At 67.9% G+C, this 16,894-nt stretch carries 15 protein-coding genes; 11 read left to right on the forward strand and 4 right to left on the reverse strand.

Annotation, left to right across the window (positions count from 1 at the left end):
• The first annotated feature begins 1 nt into the window (after position 1).
• Positions 2-787: a sugar phosphate isomerase/epimerase family protein gene (locus ACWDUN_RS13135; RefSeq protein ID WP_449929195.1), complete on the forward strand. Its 786-nt coding sequence runs from the start codon at positions 2-4 to the stop codon at positions 785-787.
• Between the two features lie 7 nt (positions 788-794).
• Positions 795-2,003, forward strand: coding sequence for a DUF1214 domain-containing protein (locus tag ACWDUN_RS13140; RefSeq protein ID WP_449929197.1), 1,209 nt, complete (start codon positions 795-797; stop codon positions 2,001-2,003).
• A gap of 28 nt (positions 2,004-2,031) precedes the next feature.
• On the opposite strand, the gene ACWDUN_RS13145 is transcribed toward ACWDUN_RS13140, so the two are convergent.
• The gene (locus ACWDUN_RS13145) at positions 2,032-3,603 is read right to left on the reverse strand and encodes an alpha/beta hydrolase (RefSeq protein ID WP_449929199.1); all 1,572 of its coding nucleotides are present in this window, start codon (positions 3,601-3,603) and stop codon (positions 2,032-2,034) included.
• 113 nt (positions 3,604-3,716) lie between these two features.
• Here ACWDUN_RS13145 and ACWDUN_RS13150 point away from each other — a divergent pair, with 113 nt between their 5' ends.
• Positions 3,717-4,364, forward strand: coding sequence for a TetR/AcrR family transcriptional regulator (locus tag ACWDUN_RS13150; RefSeq protein ID WP_449929200.1), 648 nt, complete (start codon positions 3,717-3,719; stop codon positions 4,362-4,364).
• Positions 4,365-4,386: 22 nt separating this feature from the next.
• Complete coding sequence (locus ACWDUN_RS13155) at positions 4,387-5,319, forward strand: alpha/beta fold hydrolase (protein WP_449929202.1); 933 nt, start codon at positions 4,387-4,389, stop codon at positions 5,317-5,319.
• On the opposite strand, the gene ACWDUN_RS13160 is transcribed toward ACWDUN_RS13155, so the two are convergent.
• Positions 5,309-7,033 (reverse strand): Ig-like domain-containing protein, encoded by a 1,725-nt coding sequence (locus tag ACWDUN_RS13160; RefSeq protein WP_449929204.1) that lies wholly within the window; start codon positions 7,031-7,033, stop codon positions 5,309-5,311. The two genes, ACWDUN_RS13155 and ACWDUN_RS13160, sit on opposite strands and share 11 nt — an antisense overlap.
• Before the next feature lie 225 nt (positions 7,034-7,258).
• Between ACWDUN_RS13160 and ACWDUN_RS13165 the strand changes: the two genes are divergently transcribed.
• The 6 genes from ACWDUN_RS13165 (at position 7,259) to ACWDUN_RS13190 (ending at position 13,482) form a co-directional block, all read left to right on the forward strand.
• Positions 7,259-9,325 carry a PhoX family protein gene (locus tag ACWDUN_RS13165; protein WP_449929206.1) on the forward strand — a complete coding sequence of 689 codons (2,067 nt, stop codon included), beginning with the start codon at positions 7,259-7,261 and terminating at the stop codon, positions 9,323-9,325.
• Positions 9,326-9,417: 92 nt separating this feature from the next.
• The gene (locus ACWDUN_RS13170) at positions 9,418-10,221 is read left to right on the forward strand and encodes an LLM class F420-dependent oxidoreductase (protein ID WP_449929208.1); all 804 of its coding nucleotides are present in this window, start codon (positions 9,418-9,420) and stop codon (positions 10,219-10,221) included.
• 31 nt (positions 10,222-10,252) lie between these two features.
• Positions 10,253-10,411 (forward strand): hypothetical protein, encoded by a 159-nt coding sequence (locus ACWDUN_RS13175; protein ID WP_449929210.1) that lies wholly within the window; start codon positions 10,253-10,255, stop codon positions 10,409-10,411.
• Between the two features lie 41 nt (positions 10,412-10,452).
• The gene (locus tag ACWDUN_RS13180; RefSeq protein WP_449929212.1) at positions 10,453-12,213 is read left to right on the forward strand and encodes an ABC transporter substrate-binding protein/permease; all 1,761 of its coding nucleotides are present in this window, start codon (positions 10,453-10,455) and stop codon (positions 12,211-12,213) included.
• Positions 12,213-12,956, forward strand: a complete 744-nt coding sequence (locus tag ACWDUN_RS13185; RefSeq protein ID WP_449929214.1) for an amino acid ABC transporter ATP-binding protein — start codon at positions 12,213-12,215, stop codon at positions 12,954-12,956. Before ACWDUN_RS13180 ends, ACWDUN_RS13185 begins: the two co-directional genes overlap by 1 nt.
• Before the next feature lie 61 nt (positions 12,957-13,017).
• On the forward strand, positions 13,018-13,482 hold the full coding sequence (locus ACWDUN_RS13190) for a MarR family winged helix-turn-helix transcriptional regulator (RefSeq protein WP_449929216.1): 465 nt from the start codon (positions 13,018-13,020) through the stop codon (positions 13,480-13,482).
• 1 nt (position 13,483) lies between these two features.
• Here ACWDUN_RS13190 and ggh read toward each other — a convergent pair whose 3' ends face one another.
• Positions 13,484-14,824: a glucosylglycerate hydrolase gene (gene ggh / locus ACWDUN_RS13195; RefSeq protein WP_449929218.1), complete on the reverse strand. Its 1,341-nt coding sequence runs from the start codon at positions 14,822-14,824 to the stop codon at positions 13,484-13,486.
• A 56-nt stretch (positions 14,825-14,880) separates the two neighbouring features.
• Between ggh and ACWDUN_RS13200 the strand changes: the two genes are divergently transcribed.
• Positions 14,881-15,552 (forward strand): SDR family oxidoreductase, encoded by a 672-nt coding sequence (locus tag ACWDUN_RS13200; RefSeq protein ID WP_449929220.1) that lies wholly within the window; start codon positions 14,881-14,883, stop codon positions 15,550-15,552.
• A gap of 52 nt (positions 15,553-15,604) precedes the next feature.
• Here the strand turns inward: ACWDUN_RS13200 and fdhA are convergent, their stop codons facing one another.
• Positions 15,605-16,822: a formaldehyde dehydrogenase, glutathione-independent gene (gene fdhA, locus ACWDUN_RS13205; RefSeq protein ID WP_449929222.1), complete on the reverse strand. Its 1,218-nt coding sequence runs from the start codon at positions 16,820-16,822 to the stop codon at positions 15,605-15,607.
• Positions 16,823-16,894 lie beyond the last annotated feature (72 nt).

Raw genomic sequence — 16,894 nt, forward strand, 5'->3', positions numbered from 1 at the left:
GATGTCCCACCCACGTCTGTCGGTGCACAACGTGACGTTCCTCGGCACCGGCCTGACCGAACTGGCCCAGATGTGGTCGGCGCTGGGCGTGCAACGGCTCAGCATGCTGGACACCCAGTTGCTCGACCCGCAGTTCGAAACGCTGGTGCGTGACGGCGGCCATACCGTCGAGGCGGTCTATCACCTGTTCGGCAGCACCGGCCCGGAGCACGCGCGCGACGCGCTGCTCAGGGTGATCGACGTCGCCGCCGCGGTGCGCGCCCGGGTCATCTACCTGCTCACCGGTGGACGCGGCACCCGCACCTGGGCGGAGGCGGCCGAAGACTTCTGCGTCGCCATCGCCCCGTGCGTGGAGCACGCCCGGCAGGCGGGGGTGGCACTGGCCATCGAGAACGCCTCGGCGCTGTATGCCGACCTGCATCTGGCGCATACGTTGCGCGACACCGTCGATCTCGCCGAGCGGGCCGGCCTGGGCATCTGCGTCGACGTCTTCCACTGTTGGGCGGAAGCGGATTTCCCCGCGCTGGTGCTCGACGCCCTTCCGCGGGTCGAACTGATCCAGCTCAGCGACTACGTGCTCGGTGATCGCGCCCTTCCGGCGCGGGCCGTACCCGGTGACGGGGAAATCCCGCTCGAGGCGTTCCTGCGCGAGGTGCTGACGGCGGGCTACCGGCACGGATTCGATCTGGAACTGATCGGCCCGCGGATCGACGCCGAGGGGGCAATGCGCGCGGCGCAGCGGGCAATGCGCACGGTCGGCGAATTGCTCACCGGGATCGGTGGGTGAGCCGGACATGGCATTCGGCGACGGCCCCCACGACGAGGCCCTGCGGGCGGGCTGGGCCCAGTTCTGCGCGCGGCTACAGGCCGCCGGAGAGCTGGCATTCAAGGACGCCAACCCGACATCGGGAGCGGCACGCGTCGACGCATTGCGGTTCCTCACGCAAAACCTCGGCCAGGCCTTCGATCTGGCGTTGGAAACACGGGATACGCAGTACCCCGACCTGCATGCCTTCAGCGGACCCACCCGCAAGCTCGGCGGTGACTGCGCCGACTTCACCTATCAGCAGGCCTGGATCGACGGCCGCAGTTCCTACCGCATCACCGGTCACCGCGGCAGCTCGCGGTTCTTCAACATCACGGTGCAGGGTGCCCGCCGCGACGGCCCCGGGGTGCTGCACGAGCCGTTCGGTGATCAGCCCGAGGCCAACCTGCTCGGCGACCAGCTCGACATCGGACCCGACGGCGCCTTCGAGGTATTCGTCGGCGGGGCAACACGATCGGTCAACTGGCTACCCACCACCGCGCACTCGCGCAAGCTGTTCATCCGGCAGGGATTCGACCGGTGGGACGAGGAGCCGGCCCGCATGCAGATCGAACGGCTGGGCATGGATGGGCCCAAGCCGCTGCCCGACCCGGACACCATGGTGGAAGCGATGGACTGGGCGGGGGCATTCGTCACCGGTCTGATGCGCGATTGGCCGGAGTACCCGTTCACCCACGGCGGCGTCGACGCACAACGGCCCAACCGTTTCCCGGTTGTCGAGGCGACCGGTGACGACGACCGGCGCGGACGGGCCGCGGCGAACATGTACTGGGAGATCGGACCGGACGAGGCGCTGATCGTCGAGTTCGACGCCCACGACGGGCTGTGGATGCTGACCAACATGGGCGTCTTCTTCAACAGCATGGATTACCGGTACCGGCCCGTCAGTTACACCCCGAGCCGCACCGCGGTCGACGCGGACGGACGCATCCGCATGGTGCTGGCACACCGCGACCCCGGGGTGGCCAACTGGCTGGACACCCAGGGCTTCACCCAGGGCAATCTCACCTACCGGCACATGCTGGACGGCGTACCGGCCGCGTTGGACACCCGGCTGGTCGCGTACGACTCGCTGGCCGCCGAGCTGCCCGCCGGGACCGCCACGATGAGCCCGACCGAACGCCTGGCCGCGATGCGGCAACGCCGGGCCGCCATCGCTCGGCGACACCGGCTCTGAGCGCGCGAACCCGGCCACACCCCCGGACTCAGCTCATCGGTTCGTACACGAACACGTGTCGGCCCGCCCAGTCGAAGATGAGCGTGAAGAAACCGTCGACCAGGCGCTGCAGTGGTGTGCGCTGCGCGGCCGCCAGCGGCAGGACGGTGGCGGTCGCGGTGCCGGCCGGGGTGTCGATCGGGAACGCCTGGCCGGGCGCACCGTAGATACCCTCGGATCTCGCGCCGGCGAACAGGTCGTTGATCCACCCGACCGAGATGTCGGTCGCCGCATACACATTGCGGTCCGCCGAGAATCCGGTGATGGCGTATTGGGCCCACTGGATCAGCGCGTTGCCGCCCTGCAGATAATCGCTGTGCCACCCGCCCGTCAGGGCAACACCGTTGAACACGCCCGGCCGGGCCGCCTGCAACTTGTCCGCCATGTCGCCGCCGCGGCTCCAGAAGTAGCGCTGGGACGAGATCAGGTAGACGGGACGCTGATGGTCCCCGGTCAGGGCGGTGAGGGCGTCCGTGACCGCCCGCGATCTTGCCGGTTCCACACCGTCGAGCAACACCACACCGACCAGGTCGTCGAGCGCGTCCCGGCGCGCCAGGTATCCCGCCGCCGCGGTCACCAGGGTGCCACCTGCCGAGTGCCCGACGAAGGCGAACTGCTGCGGGAGCGCGACCGGGAACCCCGCCGCGGTGCTGGCACTCTGCACCAGCGCCCTGCGATCGCCCACGAACAACTCGGCCATTGCCTGCTGCATGGGCGCACCGCCGACCCACGCCGCCGCCGGATCGAAGAAGTTCGACGAGAGCGACGGTGCCACCACGATGCTGTTCGTCCGCTCGGCGATCCGCGCGGCGGTATAGCTGTACATCGGACCGCTGGCCATGAATCCGTGCTGGAGATACACGAGTCTGGTGGAACGGTCGGCATTCTCGGGGAAGTACCAGTCGGCTTCGACGTTCCGCCCGCCCGCAACCGGCACATCGAGCCTGGCCGTCCGGACCGTCACGGTCGACCCCGGCGGCAGCACCGGCGGTCCGTCGGCGAGATGGATGGCGCCGATCAGGACGTTCATCACCACCGACCCGATCAGGTTGACCAGCGACGGTGCTCGGGTTCGGTTGGGCGCCACCGCCTGCACACCGTCATCAGCGATCGGTTCCGGCGTCACGGCCACCGGCGCGGGGTCCCCCGTCTCGGCCGATCGGCCGGAGACGACCGGGTCCGCGGTGCCGGTGTCGGATCCGTCCTCGGCAGCCGGCCCATTCCCGGCAACCTCTCCCCCGGCGGCCACGTGCCGCTGCGGCCGCTGCGCATCGATGGACCGCTTCGGCTTCTTTTTCGGCCGGTCCGCATCCAGGGACGGTGTCCGGTCCCTCTCCGCGCGGTCGACCCGCTCGACGTTGTCGGCTTTCGGTTCGGCGCCGACCGTCCGCGCCGCATCGGTCGGGCCTGCGCCAGGAGCCGACGGATCAGTGCTCGCCTCGGATCGGTCGACATTCGGTGCCGGCGTCGCCGCCGCCTGTGGTGCAGTCACAAGGACGATGCCCGACAACGCAATTGCCAGCCAGATGACCGGCACCAGCGCGCCTCGTCGATGCCTCATCTATGGACCCCCTCCCGCGCCGACAACGCTGCCGGCCGTGAGGAATATATGCACATTGAGTAGTATCTGTCTATATAAGACCTCGGCGCGCAGGTGGCGACTAGGCTCGTCATGTGGCAGCCACGACTCCCCGCCGCTCCCGCGGCAGACCGGTCGGGGGCGGGAACAGCGCCGACGAAGCGAAGACCGCGCTGATGGACGCCGCCGAGGAGCTGATACTCGATCGGGGCTTCCAAGCCTCCACGATGGAGAGCATCGCTGCGCGAGCAGGCTACTCACGCGCGGCCATGTACCAGCATTTCCCCAACCGGCAGCAGTTGCTCGAGGCGTTGGTACGACGCCGGACCGCACATCACCAGGCGGCAATCCTCGCTCGGCTACCCGAATCTGCGGACATGGCAACGCTTCTCGTGGAGAGTCTGGTCATCGTTTCCACCGAGCTCATCCATGACCCGCTGCTGCGCACGCTGTCGGAGCAGACCGAGGACGGCACCATCGCCCATCTGGTGGCGCACGCGAGCGGACTGCCCGAGCAGATCGAAGAGATCGTCGGTGCCGTAGCCGAGCACTCCGGCACCCTTTTCCGGCCGGGCCTGGCACCCGCCGATGTCGCGACATTCCTTCTGACCACCGCACTGTCGTTACTACTGGGCGTGGTCCCAGGTTCGGACAAGCCGGCAACTGCCCGCCGATATCTGCAGACCTTCGTCCTGCCCGCCATCTTCGCTGATCCACCCGCACCCACACGCGTCTTCGAGTAGCCGCGGAGTAGGGTCGGCGAGCATGGCCGACTCCGACATCTCCGATGACGACCTGCTGGAACTCGACGAGTTCGCCCTGCTCCCCGAGAACGCCGAGCAGGCCGGGGTGTCCGGGCCACTACCGCGCGCCGGCCGACTCGACCTGGGGGACATCAGCGCCATCAGATGGGGCCATGAGAGCCCGCAGGTGGTGTTCCTGCACGGCGGTGGTCAGAACGCGCATACCTGGGACACCGTGATCCTGGGTCTCGGTCTGCCCGCGCTGGCCATCGATCTGCCCGGGCATGGTCGCTCGGCGTGGCGCAGTGACGGCGACTATGGCCCCAAACTCAACGCCGAGACCCTCAAACCGGTATTGCGCGAGCATGCCCCGGATGCCCGGTTGGTGGTCGGCATGTCCCTCGGCGGGCTGACCGCGTTGCGGATCGCGGCCACCGAACCCGCGCTGGTGCCCGAACTGGTGCTCGTCGACGTCACCCCGTCCGCCCCGGAGCGGCACGAACAGATGTCGAAGGCCCAGCTCGGCGCGGTCGCGCTGACGCAGGGTGAGCGGAGCTTCCCCACCTTTGCGGCGATGCTCGACGCGACGGTCGCCGCCGCGCCCGGACGCGACCGGAAGTCATTGCGCCGTGGCGTCTTCCACAACGCCAAGCGACTCGACGACGGCACCTGGACGTGGCGCTACGACTCCTTCCGCAAGGGCGCCACCGACACCAGAGAGGGCATGCCGGAGTCGTTCCAGGGTCTGTGGGACGACGTGCCGTCGATCACCATGCCGACCACCCTGGTGCGCGGGGAGAAATCCTTCTTCGTCAACGACGAGGACGCGGCGGCGTTCGCCGAGAACGCTCCCGGCTTCCGGCAGACCCACATCGTCGAGGGCGCAGGCCACTCCGTGCAGGGCGATCAGCCGGTGAAATTAATCGAGATCCTGCGCGGCATCGTCACCGCGTGATGTCGACGACCCGATAACCCAGATCGCGCAGGAAGCCGATCTCCATCGCACTGAGCACCCGGATCCCCAGTCCGCTGTCGGTCCGGGCATTCATCAGCAGCTGGTGGTCCCCGGCGAATGTCACGTCATCGGTATGGCTACCCGAGCTTCCCTCCGACCAGGGGTCCGGGGTGAACAACGGAACCAGGCCGCCGTAGGCCGCGACGGCATTTCTACCGCCGAAGAACAGGCCCCCGTCCTGGCCGGTGAGGTAACCGTCGGCTTCGTCATCCCATCGGTAGTCCCGCCCGATCAGCCGTCTTCCGTTGGCATTCACCAGGAATCGGTCGGTGGTCAGCCAGTACCGGTTGTCGTTGTCGCCGGGCGCCCCGATCATGGACATGAAACCGAACGAGTGCAGCAGCTCGTGCATGGCCGTGGACTGAAAGTCGTACTCGTCGGCGGCCACGGTCTCCCCGAGTCCCCACGGGGCGCCGAAGTTCCAATCGATCTCGCCGTCCACCGCGGCGCCGTTGCCGTCCTTTCCGGTCAGCAGTTTGTGCTGCACCACGGTGTTCCAGTAACCGGGGTCCTCACTGAGAAGACTGCTGCCCGCCGATGCCAGGGTGTGCGAATCGGGTTTGTTCTCACCCTTGACCGCATAGGTCAGGACGACGGGATTCAGCACCCGGAAGTACAGGATCAGCGCGTCAGCCGAGCGCTGCAGCTCCGCTCGGCGTTCCGCGGTCCAGTGCTCCGCCCCGTCGATGTAGTAGAAGTCGAATTTCACCGCGCCCTGGTTGATCAGCGTGCGCACCGGGGTGCTGCCGATCGGGCGCAGCGGCTCGAGCAGATTGGTGTGGAAGCCGATGTCGATTGCGGTGACCCGGAACCCGTCCACGCCGTCGAAGTCGTCGCCGGGGGTGTAGGTGAAGGTCCCGTCGGTGTTGATGTGCACACTGCCCGACCGGGGGCCGCGGGTCAGGACGTAGATCATCCGGTCGCCGTCGGGATCATGGGCGCCGAGCGTTCCGGTGACCGGGCCGTCGAGGACGCCGGCGATCTGCACCGGGTCGATGGTCGGTGCCTGGTTGAAGAAGGTGCGCCGGATCGCGAAGAACGACGCCTCCAGCTGCTCCTTGGTCCGATCCGAGGTCTGCAATGATGCGATCCAGCCCAGGCTGTCGTGCGACCAGGCGTCCAGCGAGCGGGCCACCCAACGCTGGTACGGGCTCTGCCACGACGCGGTCGACGACGGCGTCGGGGCCGGAGCGGCGTCCGGGCCGGCGGTCACCGGCGTGGTCGCTGTTGCTGTCGAAGCCGAAGCAGTCTGGGCGGCAGTGGGTTCCGCGTCGCGAGCCGACGCGCTCTGGTCACCCTCGGAGTCGCCGTCGTGTTGTTCGGTGGCCGACCCCTCCTTATCGCGCTCCTCGATGTCGTCCTCGGTCGGCTGGTGGGTCACGCGCGGCGCGTTCGCCGACCGGACGCCCCGCGCCGTGCGCACGGAACGGACGGACTTGGCGCCCTCGGACCGCGAAGCGCTGGACGAGGCCGAGGATGTGCCGCCGGTATCGGCCTGCGCGGTGCCCACCTGGGGTCCGGTCAAGGACATCCCCCACAACGCGGCGCCCATCCCGGCCGAAGCGGCTCCGAGTTGCAGCCACCGCCGCACGGCAAAGCCCTCGGACCGGCGGCCCCGGGCGGATCGGCATTCCGGGACGCTGCGCACGGGCATATTTAACTCCCTCGTCAATACTTATCGGGACTGTACAACCTTCACTTCGGCGCGCTGCAGCAAATTCCGTGATGAGTCAAACGCTGCGCTTTTTGGATGAGCCGGTCCGTCAACTCCCGTTCACCTTCTGCTTGCCTGCTGCTAGTCCGGCTCCCGTACCTTTCGCCGGTGAACCGGTCGTCCAGCCCACGGCCGGCATTCGACTTGGAAGGATTTTCCGCAGCCATGGCGCTCATCCCGTTGAATCTCTTTGTCGCGCACCAGGGTCGGTCGTCGCGCCAGCACATCACCTGCCGCTACCGCTGCGGTGACGCCTGCTTCAAGCCGGCGCCCAACACCAGCGACAACGAGTACTTCGGTGATGTGATGGCCGCAGTGTCACGGCGTTCGGCGCTCAAGACCGCCGGCGTGGCCGTGCTGGCCGTCGGCGCCGGGTCCGCATTGGCCGCCTGCTCGTCGAACGGATCCGACACCGCCGCAACGTCTTCGACGTCCTCCGCGCCCGCCGAGCCGCCGACGCCGGCCGGCATGAACTTCACCGCCGTCGCACCCAACAGCGAAGATGCCGTGATCATCCCCGAGGGCTACCGGCAGTCGGTCGTCATCAGCTGGGGTGACCCGGTCCTGCCCGGCGCCCCGGTGTTCGACGTCAACCGCCAGAGCGCCGCCGCGCAGCGCCAGCAGTTCGGCTTCAACAACGATTTCGCCGGCCTGCTGCCCATCGAGGGCTCCTCGAACCGCTTCCTGCTGGTGACCAACCACGAGTACACCACCGAGCAGTTCATGCATCCCGGGTATGACGCCGACAACCCGACCCGCGAGCAGTTCGAGATCGGTATTGCCGCACACGGCCTTTCGGTCGTCGAGGTGGAGCGCACCCCCGACGGCCTGCGCCCGGTCATGGGCCGCTACAACCGCCGCATCACCGCCGACACACCCTTCACCCTCGTCGGCCCCGCGGCCGGTGCCGACCTGCTCAAGACCGAGGCCGATCCGACCGGCCGCACCGTGCTGGGCACCGTCAACAACTGTGCAGGCGGCGTAACCCCCTGGGGCACCATCCTTTCCGGCGAAGAGAACTTCAACTCCTACTTCGGCGCACCGGAAGGTGCAACCGCCCCGGAGGGCGCGGCCGCCGAGCGCCTCGACCGGTACGGTGTCGATCTGGAGCCCACCGAACGTCGCTGGGAGACCTTCGATCCGCGCTTCGACGTCATCGCGACGCCGAACGAGATCAACCGGTTCGGCTACGTCGTCGAGCTCAATCCGTGGGACCCGGCATCGGCGCCCATCAAGCACACCGCGCTGGGCCGGTTCAAGCACGAGGCGGCCACCATCCACGTCACCGACGACGGATCCGTCGTCGCCTACACCGGCGACGACGAGCGTTTCGACTACATGTACAAGTTCGTCTCGGCCAAGAAGGTGCAGCCGGGCAACATGGCGCACAACATGACGATCCTGGACGAGGGCACGCTCTATGTCGCCAAGCTGTCCAGCGACATCCCGGCCGACCAGATCGACGGCTCCGGGGAACTGCCCGCCGAGGGCAAGTTCGCCGGCACCGGCACCTGGATCCCGCTGCTGCGCTCCGGCGCCAACGGCCAGGCCGAATCGCTGGTCGATGGGATGAGCGCGCAGGACGTCGCGGTGTTCACCCGCCTGGCCGGCGACAAGGCGGGCGCCACCAAGATGGACCGCCCGGAGGATTTCGAGGCCAACCCCAAGACCGGCAAGGTGTACGTCGCACTGACCAACAACACCAACCGTGGCGCCGAGGGCAAGGCCGGTCCCGATGCCGCCAACCCGCGCAACGACAACAAGAACGGTCAGGTCCTCGAGCTCACCGACAACCACACCGGTACGGACTTCACCTGGGAGTTGCTGCTGGTGTGCGGTGACCCGGAGGCCGCCGACACCTACTTCGGCGGTTTTGACAAGACCAAGGTCAGCCCGATCTCCTGCCCGGACAACCTGGCCTTCGACAGCCACGGCAACCTGTGGGTGTCCACCGACGGCAACGCCCTGGACTCCAACGACGGGTTGTTCGCGGTCTCGCTGGAGGGCCCGACCCGCGGTCTCACCAAGCAGTTCCTGACCGTGCCGCTCGGTGCGGAGACCTGTGGTCCGGTCATCACCGACGATCTGGTCACGGTCTGCGTGCAGCATCCCGGTGAGCACGACGACAACAGCATCGACAACCCGTTGTCGCGCTGGCCCGAGGGCGACAACGGCACCGCCAAGCCGTCGGTGGTCGCGGTGTGGCGCGACGGCGGCAACATCGGCGTCTGACCCTTTCCCCCTCGAGCAGGCGCGAATGGCCCCCAAATGTCGAGAAACCAGGGCCGTTTGCGTCTGCTCGCGGGAAGGGTAAGTGTGAGGCTATGACCCCCACCACACACGCCATCCGCATCGCCGTTCAGCTGCAGCCGCAGCACTCGCCGTCCTACGGCCACATCCGTGACGCCGTCCGCCGAGCCGAGGACATGGGCGTCGACATCGCCTTCAACTGGGATCACTTCTTCCCGCTGTACGGCGATCCGGACGGCGCACATTACGAATGCTGGACGATGCTGGCCGCGTGGGCCGAGCAGACCTCGCGCATCGAGATCGGTGCACTGGTCAGCTGCAACTCCTACCGCAATCCCGAACTGCTCGCCGACATGGCCCGCACCGTCGACAACATCTCCGACGGCCGGCTGATCCTGGGCATCGGCTCGGGCTGGAAGCAGAAGGACTACGACGAGTACGGCTACGAGTTCGGCACCGCGGGCAGTCGGCTCGATGATCTGGCGGCGGCCCTGCCGAGGATCACCACGCGGCTGGGCAAGCTGAACCCCCAGCCGGTGCGCGAGATCCCGATCCTGATCGGTGGCCAGGGCAAGAAGAAGACGCTGCGGATGGTCGCCGAGTACGCGCACATCTGGCACGGATTCACCGATGCCACCACCTACCCCGAACTCGCCGAGGTGCTCGACGCGCACTGCGCCGACATCGGCCGCGACCCGGCCGCGGTGGAACGCTCCTCCGGGGTGCCGGAGAAGAGCGTCGAGGTGATGCTCGCCGGCGCCGACTCGCTGGCCGATCTGGGCGTGACGCTGATGACCATCGGGGTCAACGGCCCCGACTACGACCTGACCCGCGCCGAGGCGCTGGTGAAGTGGCGGGACCAACGCGCCGCGGGCTGACCGGTCGCACGAGAGCCGCCCACGGGTCGCGGTGCTGCTGGGCCACTACCGGGACGAGACGGCAGCCATCGCCGACGGGGACGCGCGCGCCGCCTGCGCCGCGGCCGCCCAGCTCATGGCCGGCATCATGCTCACCGAACTGATCCGCCGCGGCGTGCTGAACGGTCCGCTTGCGTTCGAAATGAGCTGAAGACTTCGCCCGTGCCGCCTCAGCGGCTACCTTGGGCAGCCATGACCTCGTTGCTCCGCCGGATCGTGCACGCGGTGCTGGCGCTCCTGCTCGCCCTGCTGGCCTGCGCCATCGGCTGGGCCGCGCCCGCCGCCGCCGACCAGTGCGCGCCACCCGGTATCGACAGTGCCAGCGCGCTGCCGACCAATCTGGCCGCCGCCGCCCAGGGCCCCGGCGCCGACAAGTACACGACCGCCACCGTCGAACCGCTGGATCGAATCGATATCGGAGCGCTGCGGCTCGGCACCCCCGGTGTGCTGACGGTCGGCACCCTGTCCGACGCACCGCCGAGCATCTGCATCAACGCCACCGGACAGTTCACCGGGTTCGACAACGAGGTGCTGCGCGCCATCGCCGACAAGCTGGGGCTGCGCGTCAACTTCGTCGGCACCGACTTCTCCGGGCTGCTGGCGCAGGTGGCCTCCGGGCGTTTCGACATCGGCTCGTCCTCGATCACCACCACCGACGCCCGACGTCAGACCGTCGGCTTCACCAACGGCTATGACTTCGGCTACTTCTCGCTGGTGGTGCCGACCGGATCCGCGATCACCAGCTTCTCCCAGTTGGCGCCCGGGCAACGGATCGGCGTGGTGCAGGGCACCGTTCAGGAGGCCTACGTCGTCGATACGCTGGGCCTGGATCCGGTGAAGTTCCCCGACTACAACACCGTCTACGGCAGCCTGAAGACGCGCCAGATCGACGCCTGGGTGGCGCCGTCCCAGCAGGCCGTCGGCACCGTGCAGCCCGGCGATCAGGCCGTGATCATCGAGAACACGTTCAGCCTGGACAATTTCGTCGCCTATGCGGTGGCCAAGGAGAATCAGCCGCTGATCGACGCGCTCAACGCCGGCCTGGACGCCGTCATCGCCGACGGCACCTGGTCGCGGTTGTACACCGACTGGGTACCCCGCGCACTGCCGCCGGGCTGGAAGCCGGGCTCGAAAGCCGCTCCGGCGCCGCAACTTCCGGACTTCGAGCAGATCGCCGCCGAACGTGCACCGGCCGAACCGTCCGCACCCACCGCCCCCAAATCGGTACTGGGTCAACTGTCGGACACCTTCTTGAACTGGGACCTGTACCGGCAGGCCATCCCGGATCTGTTCAAGACCGGACTACCCAACACCTTGCTGCTGACCGCCGGCGCCGCCGTCATCGGTGTGGTGCTCGGCCTGCTGCTGGCCGTTGCCGGGATCTCCCGATCACGGCTGCTGCGCTGGCCGGCCCGGGTCTACACCGACATCTTCCGTGGGCTGCCCGAGGTCGTCATCATCCTGGTCATCGGACTCGGGATCGGGCCCATCGTGGGCGAGTTGACCGGGAACAACCCCTATCCGCTGGGCATCGCGGCCCTGGGCCTGATGTCGGCGGCCTACGTCGGGGAGATCTTCCGGTCCGGCATCCAGAGCGTCGAGACCGGCCAGATGGAGGCCTCGCGCGCCCTGGGATTCAGCTACACCGAGTCGATGAAGCTGGTGATCATCCCGCAGGGCATCCGGCGCGTGCTGCCGGCCCTGGTCAACCAGTTCATCTCCCTGCTCAAGGCGTCATCGCTGGTGTACTTCCTGGGCCTGGTCGCCAACCAGCGCGAACTGTTCCAAGTGGGCCGAGATCTCAACGCGCAGACCGGGAATCTATCGCCCCTGGTTGCCGCCGGCCTGTTCTACCTGGCGTTGACGATTCCGCTGACGCATCTGGTCAACGTGATCGACGCCCGGCTGCGTACCGGTAAACAGCCTGCCCCCGTCCAGGAGGAGATGATCTGATGGCCGAGGCGCAATCTCGGGCAGTCTCGTTGGCCGCCAACGATCTTCACCTCGCCTTCGGCGCGAACGAGGTGCTGCGCGGGGTCGACCTGGACGTGCCCGCGGGCACCACCACCGCCGTCATCGGTCCCTCGGGCTCGGGCAAGTCGACCCTGTTGCGCACCCTGAACCGTCTCTACGAACCCGACAAGGGCGACATCCTGCTCGACGGACGGTCGGTGCTGGGTGACAATCCCGACAAGCTGCGCCAACGCATCGGCATGGTGTTCCAGCAGTTCAATCTGTTCCCGCACCGCACGGTGCTGGACAATGTGACGCTGGCACCGCGCAAGCTCAAACAGATGGCGCCCGAGCAGGCCCGCGAACTCGGCCTGGCCCAGCTGGACCGGGTGGGCTTGCGACACAAGGCCGATGTCCGGCCGTCGACGCTGTCCGGTGGCCAGCAGCAGCGGGTGGCGATCGCCCGTGCGCTGGCCATGGCGCCGGAGGTGATGTTCTTCGACGAGGCCACCTCGGCACTGGATCCCGAACTGGTGAAGGGAATCCTGGAGCTGATGGCCGATCTCGGGTCCACGGGTATGACGATGGTGGTCGTCACCCATGAGATGGGTTTCGCGCGTTCGGCGGCCGACGCCGTGGTCTTCATGGATCACGGCAAGGTGGTCGAATCCGGACCCCCGGAACAGCTCTTCGACAGCGCCGAAACGGAACGGCTGCGCCGGTTCCTGGACCAGGTGTTGTGATCGGCACTCCAATTTTGCGCATTCCCGCCTGTCAGGGGCAGACAGGTTAGACTGGCGAATTATGATCGAGACCGAACCGCAGGCCGATGAGCTGGCAGGAGAGCTGCAACGCGTGCTCTCCAAACTGTTCTCGGTGCTGCGCCGCGGGGACAATCGCGGTGCCGGTAACGCCGCCGGGGCCGACCTGACCCTGGCGCAGCTCTCGATCCTGCTGACGCTGCTGGAAAGCGGACCGATCCGGATGACCGAATTGGCCGCACATGAGCGGGTCCGCACACCCACCACCACCGTGGCGATCCGTCGGCTGGAGAAGCTGGGGCTGGTCAAACGGTCCCGCGACCCCTCCGATCTGCGCGCCGTTCTGGTCGAGGTCACCCCGCGCGGCCTGGTACAGCACCGCGAGGCGCTGGAGGCCCGGCGCAACTTCCTCGGCGGCATGCTCGCCGGGCTCAGCGAGGAGGACCGTGCCACCCTGGCGTCGGCCCTCGGCTCGTTGGAACGGCTGGCCGATCAGGCCCAATCCTGAGTCAGCCCAACCAATCCAGCACCGCAGCCGCGGTCCAGGACTGTTGCATGCTGCCCAGTGGTTCACCGGTGAACGGCTCGTAGTATTCGGCGAAGGTGCCGTCACTGGCCTGTCGCAGCCCTTCCTGCCGCAGGGTCAGCGCGCGTTCGGCCCAGCCGCGGCGGGCGAAGCACCAGGAGAACAGCCACGTCGTCACGGGCCACACCGGGCCGCGCCAGTACTCGCGGGCCCGGAAGTCCCGCGATACCGGTGAGGTGGACGGGATCAGCGTGTAGCGCAGGTCCGGATGACTGCTGAAGCGCGGACCGTCCAGCAAGCGCAGCAGGGTGCGTTCCTTGTCGTGCGGCAGTCCGCCGCACAGCAGCGGCGCGAACTGCGCGATGGTCTCGGTGGCCACCCACGATTCCGCACGGACATCGAAATCTCGTGCTGCACCTGTTCTTTCGTCGGTCGACGCGACGACGCCGGCGCGGAACCGGTCGGCCCAGCGGTACAGGTCGCGGACGTCGGCGGGTGAGCGTTTGTAGTCCTCGCCGATCTCGGCGAGCACCCGGCAGGCCACCGAGAAGATCGCCGAGACGAAGACGTCCTCGACAGCGAAGCTCATCGACTTGGCCAACAGATCGTCGTCGTAGCGCGCCGCCTTCATCTCCTCCAGCAGCCACAGGTAGCGGTCGTACTCGGTGTCGGACGGGCGCTGGCTGGCATCGGTGTTGATCTTGTTGTCCTCGCGCTGATATTCGGGCACCGTGCCCGGAATCACGTTGGCGTAGGCGCTGTCCCAGCGCGGCGAGTTGTCCATGCCCGATTCCCACCCGTGATACAGGGTGACGCGGCCGCGTTCGTTGAAGTCGCGGGCCTCGGCCAGCCACCGATGCCAGCGGACCAGATCGTTCCACCGGCGGTCCAGGAAGGCCTCGGCGACCGCGCGGGTGGACCGTCCGCGGGTCTTGGCGCGGTCCAGGATGCGCTGCACCGCGATGGCGTGCACGGGCGGTTGGGTGATCCCCGAGGTGTGCCGGACGCGCGGGGCGTGCACGGCCAACGCCGAGGTGGCCCAGCGCGCCGGCCCGGGGAAGTAGCCGTCGACACCGTTGGCGAAGACGATGTGTGGAATCATGCCGTTGCCCCACTGCGCCGACAGCAGCGTGTCCAGTTCGACGACGGCACGTTCGACGCTGAGCGGGGCGAGCCCGATCGCGACGAAGGCCGCGTCCCAGCTCCACATGTGCGGGTACAGCAACGGTGCGGCGGTGGTCATCACGCCCAGGTCGTTACCGCGCAGCAGGTAGGCCGCGCGCGCCGCGAGCTGGGTCGGCGCAAAGCTTGGGTCCGGTGGCATCGCATCAATAATGCGACGCCGCGGCCCGGCGTGCAGGGTCGGTAGTGTTTTCTGCTGTGCCCACTGCTCTGATCACCGGCGCCGGCGGCGGAATCGGATCGGCCGTCGCCGATGCGCTCGCCCCGACGCACACCCTGCTGCTGGCCGGCCGACCGTCGGCTCACCTCGATGCCGTCGCCGATCGGCTGGGTGCACCGACGTGGCCTCTGGACCTGACCGACCCTGAGTCGATCGAATCGGCCAGCGAGGTGCTCGCCGAACTCGACGTGCTGGTGCACAACGCCGGTGTGCTCTATCCCGGGCGGGTCGCCGAGTCGACCGCCGAGCAGTGGCGGGCGAGCTTCGAGGTCAACGTCACCGGTGCCGTGGCGCTGACCCTGGCGCTGCTGCCCGCCCTGCGCGCGGCTAACGGACATGTCGTCTTCATCAATTCCGGTGCCGGTCAGAAGGTCTCGACGGGGATGGCGTCCTACTCGGCGAGCAAGTTCGCGTTGCGGGCGTTCGCCGACTCGCTGCGCGCCGACGAGCCCTCGCTGCGGGTGACCTCCGTGTTTCCCGGCCGCACCGACTCCGAGATGCAGCGCGACCTGGTCGCCTACGAAGAGCGCAGCTACGATCCGGCGAAGTTCTTGGCGCCGTCGACCGTCGGGCTCATGGTGGCCCACGCCGTCAACGCGCCCCGCGACGGCCACGTGCACGAGATCGTCGTCCGCCCGCCGACCGTGTGATTTCGGTGAGGATACGTGCGGTGATCGCCCGTACCCTCACCGAAATCGCAACTCAGGCCGCCGGGACCATCCCGTGCGGGTCGAGCACGAACTTCTGCGCCACCCCGGAGTCGAACGCCGCGTAGCCTTCGGGCGCCTCGTCCAGTCCGATGACGGTCGCGTTCACGGCGTCGGCGATATGGGCCTTGTCGTGCAGGATGCTCATCATCAGCCCGCGGTTGTATTTCAGCACCGGGCACTGGCCGGTGTAGAAGCTGTGGCTCTTGGCCCAGCCCAGACCCAGACGCACCTTGAGCGTGCCGTGCTTGGCGTCGTCATCGCTTCCGCCGGGGTCGCCGGTGACGTAGAGCCCGGGGATGCCCAGCGATCCACCGGCCCGGGTCGCGGCCATGATCGAGTTCAGCACCGCCGCCGGTTGCTCGCCGGCACCCTGACCGTGGCCACTCGCCTCGAATCCCACGGCGTCGACGGCGCAGTCGACCTCGTTGGTGTGCAAAATGTCGGCGATCTGGTCCTCCAGGGTCGCGTCGGCGCTGATGTCGATGGTCTCGCAGCCGAACGACCGCGCCTGCGCGAGCCGGTCGGCGTTGAGGTCTCCGACGATGACCACCGCCGCACCGAGCAGGTGCGCCGAGTACGCCGCAGCCAGGCCCACCGGACCGGCCCCGGCCACGTAGACCGTCGACCCGGTGGTGACGCCTGCGGTCTTGGCGCCGTGGTAGCCGGTCGGAAAGATGTCCGACAACATGGTGAGGTCGCGGATCTTGGCCAGCGCGGCATCGCGGTCCGGAAACTTCAGCAGGTTGAAGTCGGCGAACGGCACCATTACGTAATCGGCCTGCCCGCCGAGCCAGCCGCCCATGTCGACGTAACCGTAAGCCGAGCCGGCCCGGGCCGGGTTGACGTTCAGGCAGATGCCCGTCTGGCCCTCCCGACAGTTGCGGCACCGCCCGCAGGCGATGTTGAACGGTACCGAGCAGATGTCACCGACTTCGAGAAACTGTACGTCGGAACCCTTTTCGACGATCTCGCCGGTGATCTCATGGCCCAGCGTCTGGCCGACCGGCGCCGTGGTCCGACCGCGCACCATGTGCTGATCCGAGCCGCAGATGTTGGTGGACACACATTTGAGGATGACGCCGTGATCCGCCTTGCGGCTCATTCCCATCGCGTCGGCAACCTCGGCGGGCACCTCCAGCTTCGGATAGGGCTGCGTCTCCACGGCGACCTGACCGGGACCCTTGTAGACGACGATCCGATTATCTGTCATCAGCGCGCTCCATAACCGGGCCGCGATCTCGGTCGCCGTGCTCAGGCGGGCCTTCCGCCGCGACGTTGCGGC

This window comes from Mycobacterium sp. NPDC003323 (assembly GCF_053589535.1).